The organism is Pseudoalteromonas porphyrae (genome assembly GCF_001298125.1).
Taxonomy (GTDB): Bacteria; Pseudomonadota; Gammaproteobacteria; order Enterobacterales; family Alteromonadaceae; genus Pseudoalteromonas; species Pseudoalteromonas neustonica.
This window is the reverse complement of record NZ_LHPH01000036.1, coordinates 19,233-27,712: the sequence shown is the minus strand read 5'-3', so window position 1 is coordinate 27,712 and position 8,480 is coordinate 19,233. Positions and strand designations below refer to the sequence as shown.

Here is an 8,480-nt window from a genome sequence, read left to right as displayed (position 1 = left end):
AATGTTGTATGTGGGTTGATTGAACCAGGCTTAGCTAGTACTTGACCACGTTCAACGTCTTCACGCTTAGTACCACGTAGAAGTGCGCCGATGTTTTCGCCAGCACGACCTTCGTCAAGAAGCTTACGGAACATTTCAACACCAGTACAAGTAGAACGAGTTGTATCATTGATACCAACAATTTCTACTTCGTCATTGATGCGGATGATACCAGCTTCAACACGACCAGTTACAACAGTACCACGACCCTGGATTGAGAAAACGTCTTCGATAGGCATGATGAATGGCTTATCGATGTCACGCTCTGGCTCTGGGATGTAAGTATCAAGTGCTTCTGCAAGCTCAACGATCTTATCTTCCCACTCTTTCTCGCCTTCTAACGCTTTAAGCGCAGAACCAGCGATTAGAGGTAAGTCATCACCTGGGAAATCGTATTCTGAAAGAAGTTCACGAACTTCCATTTCTACTAGTTCAAGTAGCTCTTCGTCATCAACCATGTCACATTTGTTCATGAACACGATGATGTAAGGAACGCCAACTTGACGAGAAAGAAGGATGTGCTCACGCGTTTGTGGCATAGGGCCATCAGTCGCTGCAACTACTAAGATAGCGCCATCCATTTGAGCAGCACCAGTGATCATGTTTTTAACATAATCGGCGTGACCAGGACAATCTACGTGTGCGTAGTGACGTGAAGGAGTGTCATATTCAACGTGAGACGTTGAAATAGTGATACCACGTTCGCGCTCTTCAGGAGCGTTATCGATTGATGCGAAATCTTTAGCAACACCGCCGTATACTTTTGCAAGTACGTTAGTGATTGCTGCAGTTAGTGTAGTTTTACCGTGGTCAACGTGGCCGATTGTACCAACGTTTACGTGCGGTTTTACGCGTTCAAACTTTTCTTTTGCCATCTTAAAAAATTCCTATAAAGAAATTAAAGGTCCAGTCCATTTTGGACTAAACCGAGCTAAAAATTACTTAACAGCGAGCTGCAATTATTTTATCTGCAACATTTTTTGAGGCTTCAGCGTACTTCAAAAACTCCATAGAGTATGAGGCACGGCCCTGTGTTGCAGATCGTAGATCAGTAGCATAACCAAACATTTCAGAAAGCGGAACCTGGGCGTTAACTAATTTTAGTCCACCTAGCGCATCTTCCATGCCTTCGATCATGCCGCGACGACGGTTTAAGTCGCCAACTACATCACCCATGTTTGCTTCAGGAGTGAGTACTTCAACCTTCATCATTGGCTCTAAAAGTACTGGGCTTGCATCAAGCGCACCCTGTCTCATTGCCAATGAACCTGCTATTTTAAATGCCATTTCATTCGAGTCTACATCATGGAATGAACCATCATATAAAGTCGCTTTGACGCCAAGTAATGGGTAGCCTGCCAGCACACCTTGAGCCATTTGCTCTTGGATGCCTTTGTCTACCGCAGGGATGAACTCTTTTGGAACTGAACCACCTACGGTTTCGTTAACGAACTCGTAAATTGGTGCTTCATCATCCGAAATATCCATCGGTTCAAGTTTAAGCCAGACATGCCCATATTGACCACGTCCACCTGATTGACGTATGAATTTACCTTCAACTTTAACAGTTGAACGAATAGCTTCACGGTAAGAAACCTGCGGCTTACCAACGTTACATTCAACACTGAATTCACGTTTCATACGGTCGACAATGATATCAAGGTGAAGTTCACCCATACCAGAAATTATAGTCTGGCCCGATTCTTCGTCAGTTTGTACGCGAAAAGAAGGATCTTCTGCCGCTAATTTACTTAGCGCGATACCCATCTTATCTTGGTCAGCGATTGTGCGAGGCTCAACCGCAACAGAGATAACTGGTTCAGGGAATTCCATACGCTCAAGCGTAATTTTAGAATTCGGATCACACAGTGTTTCACCTGTTGTTACGTCTTTAAGACCAATAGCCGCCGCGATGTCGCCTGCGTAGACTTCTTTGATCTCTTCGCGTGAGTTTGAATGCATCTGAACGATACGGCCAAGGCGCTCACGTTTGCTTTTTACTGGGTTGTAAACCGCATCACCCTGTTTAACAGTACCAGAGTAAACGCGGAAGAAGGTTAAAGTACCAACGAACGGGTCTGTTGCAATCTTAAAAGCAAGTGCAGCAAACGGTGCATTGTCATTAGCAGGACGCTCTTCCTCAGTACCATCTTCAAGAATACCTTGAATTTGTTTTACTTGTGTTGGTGCAGGCATATATTCAACAACGCCATCAAGCACAGCTTGAACACCTTTGTTTTTAAATGCACTGCCACAGGTAACTGGGACGATTTCGTTTGCTAATGTACGCTGACGCAAAGCAGCTTTAATTTCTGCTTCGCTCAGGTCTTCACCTTCCAAATACTTATCCATTAGTTCTTCAGATGCTTCAGCAGCGCTCTCAACTAAGTTTGAGCGCCATTCTTCAGCTTGTTCCTGAAGGTCTGCCGGTATTGCCTCATAAGCGAAAGTCATTCCCTGGTCTTCATCATTCCAGTTAATCATTTTCATTTTTATAAGGTCAATAACACCTTTAAAGTCGTCCTCAGCGCCTACTGGCAACTGAATTGGAACAGGCGTTGCTCCAAGACGAGATTTCACCTGGCTAACAACCGCTAAGAAATCAGCGCCCGTGCGATCCATTTTATTTACGAAGATCATTCTAGGAACTTCGTATTTGTTCGCTTGACGCCAAACTGTCTCAGTTTGCGGCTGTACACCTGATGAAGCACAAAGCACAACTACCGCACCATCAAGTACACGTAAAGAACGCTCTACTTCAATAGTGAAATCCACGTGTCCTGGAGTATCAATAATATTGATACGATGGGCGTCAAATTGCGCGTCCATCCCTTTCCAGAAACACGTTGTAGCAGCAGAAGTGATTGTGATACCACGCTCTTGTTCCTGCTCCATCCAATCCATAGTTGCAGCGCCATCATGTACTTCACCGATCTTATGTGAAAGACCTGTGTAGAACAGAACTCGTTCTGTTGTGGTGGTTTTGCCTGCATCTACGTGAGCAACAATACCGATATTACGATAAAGCTCAACTGGAGTTGTACGTGCCATAAAATCCTCTTAAAGGTTAAAGACAGATTACCAACGGTAATGTGCGAATGCTTTATTCGCTTCAGCCATACGGTGAACGTCTTCACGTTTCTTAACCGCAGTGCCTTTGTTGTCAGAAGCGTCAACAAGTTCTTGAGCTAAACGTAAGCCCATAGATTTCTCGCCACGCTTACGTGCAGCGTCTACTAACCAACGCATACCTAATGCGTTGCGACGTACTGGACGTACTTCTACTGGTACTTGATACGTTGAACCACCAACACGGCGAGATTTAACCTCAACCTGTGGGCGGATGTTTTCAAGTGCAGTTTCAAAGATTTCAAGGTGCGATTTGCCTGATTTCTCAGCAGCCACATCTAGCGCACCGTAAACGATTTTTTCAGCAGTAGATTTCTTGCCGTCTAACATTACGATGTTAACGAATTTTGCAAGAAGTTCCGATCCGAACTTAGGATCTGGAAGAATTTTACGTTGACCTATTACGCGTCTTCTAGGCATTTTGTATCTCCGGTTTATTCAGGTTTGCTCTTTCGAGTCAATCACCCAAAACAATAATTAAAAATATTTAGTGCTTGGCCTTACTAACGGAAAACAATTAGCCTTTAGGGCGTTTTGCACCGTATTTAGAACGAGCTTGACGACGGTCGCTAACGCCTGCACAGTCAAGTGCACCACGAACAGTGTGAAAACGCACACCTGGTAAATCTTTAACACGACCACCACGGATTAGGATTACACTATGCTCTTGAAGGTTATGACCTTCACCACCAATGTATGAAGTTACTTCGAAACCGTTAGTTAAACGTACACGAGCTACTTTACGTAACGCCGAGTTTGGTTTCTTAGGTGTAGTTGTATATACGCGAGTACATACACCGCGCTTTTGCGGACACGCTTTAAGCGCAGCTGAGTTACTTTTCGTAACCTTGCTACGACGTGGCTTACGCACTAGCTGGTTAATAGTTGCCATTTAAATAGCTCCTGAAATTAAAATTACTACTGAAAAAATGAAAAAATCCGCCCTTTATTTACGTGCTCGTATCAAACGTGCAGGTAAATGGGTGGCGGAATTTTAATGAGCAAAGATTGACCTGTCAACCTAAACCGTTAGCAAGGCAGTAGATAACTACCTTGCTAAAAGCTAATCTATTGATTAGATTCAGTTTATTGATTTCCAGATAAATCTGCGTTTAAAGCGTCTGTTAGTGCTTGAGTTGCCTCTTCTGCACTTACTGTTTGCTCTTCAACGACTACTTTACTCTGCTTACGACGAGCCATACGTTCTTGATGATACGCAAAACCGGTACCGGCTGGGATCAATCGACCCACAATTACGTTTTCTTTCAGACCGCGAAGTTCATCGCTCTTACCATTTACAGCGGCTTCAGTTAGGACACGAGTTGTCTCCTGGAACGAGGCTGCTGAGATGAAAGATTCTGTCGCTAGTGATGCTTTAGTGATACCCATTAACTGGATTTCAAACTTAGCAGGTAACTTGCCTTGAGCTTCAAGATCACGGTTTGCGATATTAACGCGCGCCACTTCGATTTGCTCACCAGCTAAGAATTCACTATGACCACCGTCTGTAATGGTACATTTACGTATCATTTGACGGATAATTGTTTCAATGTGCTTGTCATTGATCTTAACGCCTTGCAAGCGGTAAACTTCTTGCACTTCGTTAACGATATAGTTAGCAACATGAGTCACACCACGTAGGCGTAAGATATCATGTGGTGACTCAGGACCATCGGCGATAACTTCACCTTTAGACACTTGCTCACCTTCAAACACGTTAAGTTGACGCCATTTAGGGATCATTTCTTCGTAATGATCACCTTCTGGTGGAGTAATAACTAAACGCTTCTTACCTTTAGTCTCTTTACCAAAGCTAATCGTACCGGTTACTTCAGCTAAAATAGCTGGTTCTTTCGGTTTACGAGCTTCGAATAAATCGGCTACGCGTGGTAGACCACCCGTGATATCACGAGTTTTCGAACCTTCCTGCGGGATACGTGCTAACACGTCACCTGGGTTTGCTGTAACGCCGTCAATTACTTCAATCGTAGTGAATGAAGGAAGACGAGTTTCTTGCAAGCCGCGCTCTTCACTTTCGATGATAAGCTTAGGTTCTTTTGTATTCAACTTAGCAAGATCTTTAACAACTACACGGGTTAAGCCGGTTAGTTCATCAGTCTGTGCTTCAGTGTTTGAGTCATCGATATCACTGAATGATACTTTTGACTTATGCTCAAGAACGATTGGGTGACTATGCGGGTCCCAAGTAGCAACAATGTCGTTACCTTGAACTTCAGCATTATCTTGAACTGTTAATACTGCACCGTAAGGTACTTTATAACGCTCTTTCTCACGGCCATGACTATCGATGATAGTGATTTCCGTAGAACGTGAAGTAATAACAATCTTACCGTCAGTGTTTAATACATATTTAGCATTGTGAAGTTTCAATGTACCGTTAGTTTTAACTTGTACATTGTTCTCAGCAGATGCTCTAGATGCCGCACCACCGATGTGGAATGTACGCATCGTAAGCTGTGTACCTGGCTCACCGATTGATTGAGCCGCGATAACACCTACTGATTCACCCGCGTTGATGATATGACCACGTGCTAGGTCACGACCATAACACTTAGCACATACACCAAAGTCATTATCACATGTGATAACTGAACGTACGCGAACTTCATCAACTGAATGCTCTTCTAAAAGATCACACAGTTTTTCATCAAGCATGATATTACGTTCAACAAGTACAGTATTAGTACCTGGGATCACAATATCTTCAGCAACAACACGACCTAGAACACGTTCACGAAGTGCTTCTACAACATCACCACCTTCAATAAGCGGTTTCATTGTTAAGCCATCTTCTGTGCCACAGTCATCTTCATTGATTACCAAATCTTGTGCAACGTCTACTAGACGACGCGTTAGGTAACCCGAGTTCGCTGTTTTAAGTGCTGTATCGGCAAGACCTTTACGCGCACCATGCGTTGAGATGAAGTACTGAAGTACGTTTAGACCTTCACGGAAGTTAGCGGTGATTGGCGTCTCGATGATTGAACCATCTGGACGTGCCATTAGACCACGCATACCCGCCAGCTGACGGATCTGAGCAGCACTACCACGAGCACCTGAGTCGGCCATCATAAACACAGAGTTAAATGATGCTTGCTCTACTTCTTCACCTTTTGCATTAATCACTGTGTCTTTCGACAAGTTAGACATCATCTCACGTGATAGATTTTCATTTACACGTGACCAAATATCGATAACTTTATTGTACTTCTCACCAGCCGTTACAAGACCTGATTGGAATTGTTGGTTGATTTCAGTAACTTCAGCTTCTGCTGCTTCAATGATTTGTGCTTTAACCGGTGGGATAACTAAGTCATCAATACCGATAGAAACACCAGACTTCATTGCATAATGGAAACCGGTGTACATAACTTGGTCAGCAAACACAACAGTGTCTTTTAGACCTAGACGACGGTAACACTCATTCAATAAGCCAGAAATCTGCTTTTTACCTAATGGCTGGTTAATTGACGCGAACGGCATACCAGTTGGTAAAATAAGAGACAAAATTGCACGGCCAACAGTTGTTTCGATAACAGTTATAGTATCTTCTACTACACCATTTTCGTTTTTAACTGATTGGCTAATACGCACTTTCACGATTGCGTGAAGGTCTGCATTACCACTACGGTATGCTTTTTCTGCTTCTTTTGGATCTTTAAAGATTGCGCCTTCGCCTTTGGCGTTGATGCGATCACGAGTCATATAATAAAGACCCAATACAACATCCTGTGATGGAACGATGATTGGCTCACCATTCGCAGGAGATAGAATGTTGTTTGTCGACATCATAAGGGCACGCGCTTCAAGCTGTGCTTCAATCGTTAGCGGTACGTGTACCGCCATTTGGTCACCATCGAAATCGGCGTTGTACGCCGCACATACTAATGGGTGCAAATGGATTGCTTTACCTTCGATAAGCACAGGCTCAAACGCTTGGATACCCAAACGGTGAAGTGTTGGTGCACGGTTAAGTAATACTGGATGTTCACGAATTACTTCGTCTAGTACATCCCATACTTCCGGAACTTCACGTTCAACCATCTTCTTAGCAGCTTTGATCGTCGTAGCCATGCCGCGACGCTCTAATTTGCCATAGATGAATGGTTTAAATAACTCAAGTGCCATCTTCTTAGGAAGACCACATTGGTGAAGCTTAAGTGTAGGACCCACTGTGATTACAGAACGGCCTGAATAATCTACACGCTTACCAAGTAAGTTCTGACGGAAACGACCTTGCTTACCCTTGATCATATCAGCAAGAGATTTAAGCGGGCGCTTGTTAGAACCTGTAATTGCACGACCACGACGACCGTTATCAAGTAGCGCATCAACCGCTTCTTGTAACATACGTTTTTCGTTGCGTACGATAATGTCTGGTGCTGCTAAATCTAATAGACGCTTAAGACGGTTATTACGGTTAATAACACGACGGTAAAGGTCATTTAGATCTGAAGTCGCAAAACGGCCACCATCTAGTGGTACTAATGGACGTAGATCAGGTGGCAATACTGGAAGTACTGTCATGATCATCCACTCAGGGTTATTACCTGATTGGTGGAACGATTCCATTAATTTAAGACGTTTAGTGATCTTCTTACGCTTGGTTTCAGAGTTAATAGTTGGTAACTCTTCACGCATTTCAGCAATTAATTGTGCAAGATCGAGTTCACGAAGCAAGTCTAAAACTGCTTCAGCACCCATCTTAGCTTCAAACTCATCGCCGTGCTCTTCAAGTGCATCAAGGTATTCTTCTTCACCAAGTAATTGACTACGCTCAAGCGTTGTCATACCAGGCTCAGTTACTACGAATGATTCGAAGTAAAGAACACGTTCAATATCACGAAGTGTCATATCTAGCATTAAGCCGATACGTGACGGTAATGATTTTAAAAACCATATATGTGCAACTGGGCTCGCAAGGTCGATATGACCCATACGATCACGACGCACTTTAGTGAGTGTTACTTCAACGCCACACTTTTCACAGATCACACCACGGTGTTTAAGACGCTTATATTTACCACATAAGCATTCATAATCTTTCACTGGGCCGAAAATACGGGCACAGAATAAGCCATCGCGCTCAGGCTTGAAAGTACGGTAGTTAATAGTCTCAGGTTTCTTTACTTCACCGTATGACCATGAACGAACCATGTCTGGTGAAGCAAGACCAATGCGAATTGCATCGAATTCTTCGGTCTTATTTTGTTGCTTCAGAAACTTAAGTAAGTCTTTCACCTTAGCTCTCCTGTCGGAGTTAATCTTGAGGACGGATGATTTCGTCCCTA

Annotated in this window: 5 protein-coding genes; all 5 read right to left on the bottom strand. The window is 43.5% G+C overall.

All coding sequences use genetic code 11. From position 1 onward, the window contains the following. Positions 1-914: elongation factor Tu (gene tuf, locus ADS77_RS20575; RefSeq protein ID WP_054206873.1), on the bottom strand; the 914-nt coding region annotated here is incomplete at its 3' end. A gap of 67 nt (positions 915-981) precedes the next feature. Next, a complete protein-coding gene (fusA, locus tag ADS77_RS20570) occupies positions 982-3,090 on the bottom strand; it encodes an elongation factor G (RefSeq protein ID WP_054206872.1) in 2,109 nt (702 codons plus the stop codon). Between the two features lie 27 nt (positions 3,091-3,117). Further along, entirely contained in the window at positions 3,118-3,588 is a 471-nt protein-coding gene (gene rpsG / locus ADS77_RS20565) for a 30S ribosomal protein S7 (protein ID WP_054206871.1), read from the bottom strand. Positions 3,589-3,685: 97 nt separating this feature from the next. Then, positions 3,686-4,060 carry a 30S ribosomal protein S12 gene (gene rpsL / locus ADS77_RS20560; protein WP_002958885.1) on the bottom strand — a complete coding sequence of 125 codons (375 nt, stop codon included), beginning with the start codon at positions 4,058-4,060 and terminating at the stop codon, positions 3,686-3,688. A gap of 194 nt (positions 4,061-4,254) precedes the next feature. After that, positions 4,255-8,430 carry a DNA-directed RNA polymerase subunit beta' gene (gene rpoC, locus ADS77_RS20555; RefSeq protein WP_054206870.1) on the bottom strand — a complete coding sequence of 1,392 codons (4,176 nt, stop codon included), beginning with the start codon at positions 8,428-8,430 and terminating at the stop codon, positions 4,255-4,257. Positions 8,431-8,480: the final 50 nt, after the last annotated feature.

Bases quoted from the DNA above. Each gene is read 5' to 3' on its own strand.
- fusA (WP_054206872.1), bottom strand. From the start codon at position 3,090: ATGGCACGTACAACTCCAGTTGAGCTTTATCGTAATATCGGTATTGTT.
- rpsG (WP_054206871.1), bottom strand. From the start codon at position 3,588: ATGCCTAGAAGACGCGTAATAGGTCAACGTAAAATTCTTCCAGATCCT.
- rpsL (WP_002958885.1), bottom strand. From the start codon at position 4,060: ATGGCAACTATTAACCAGCTAGTGCGTAAGCCACGTCGTAGCAAGGTT.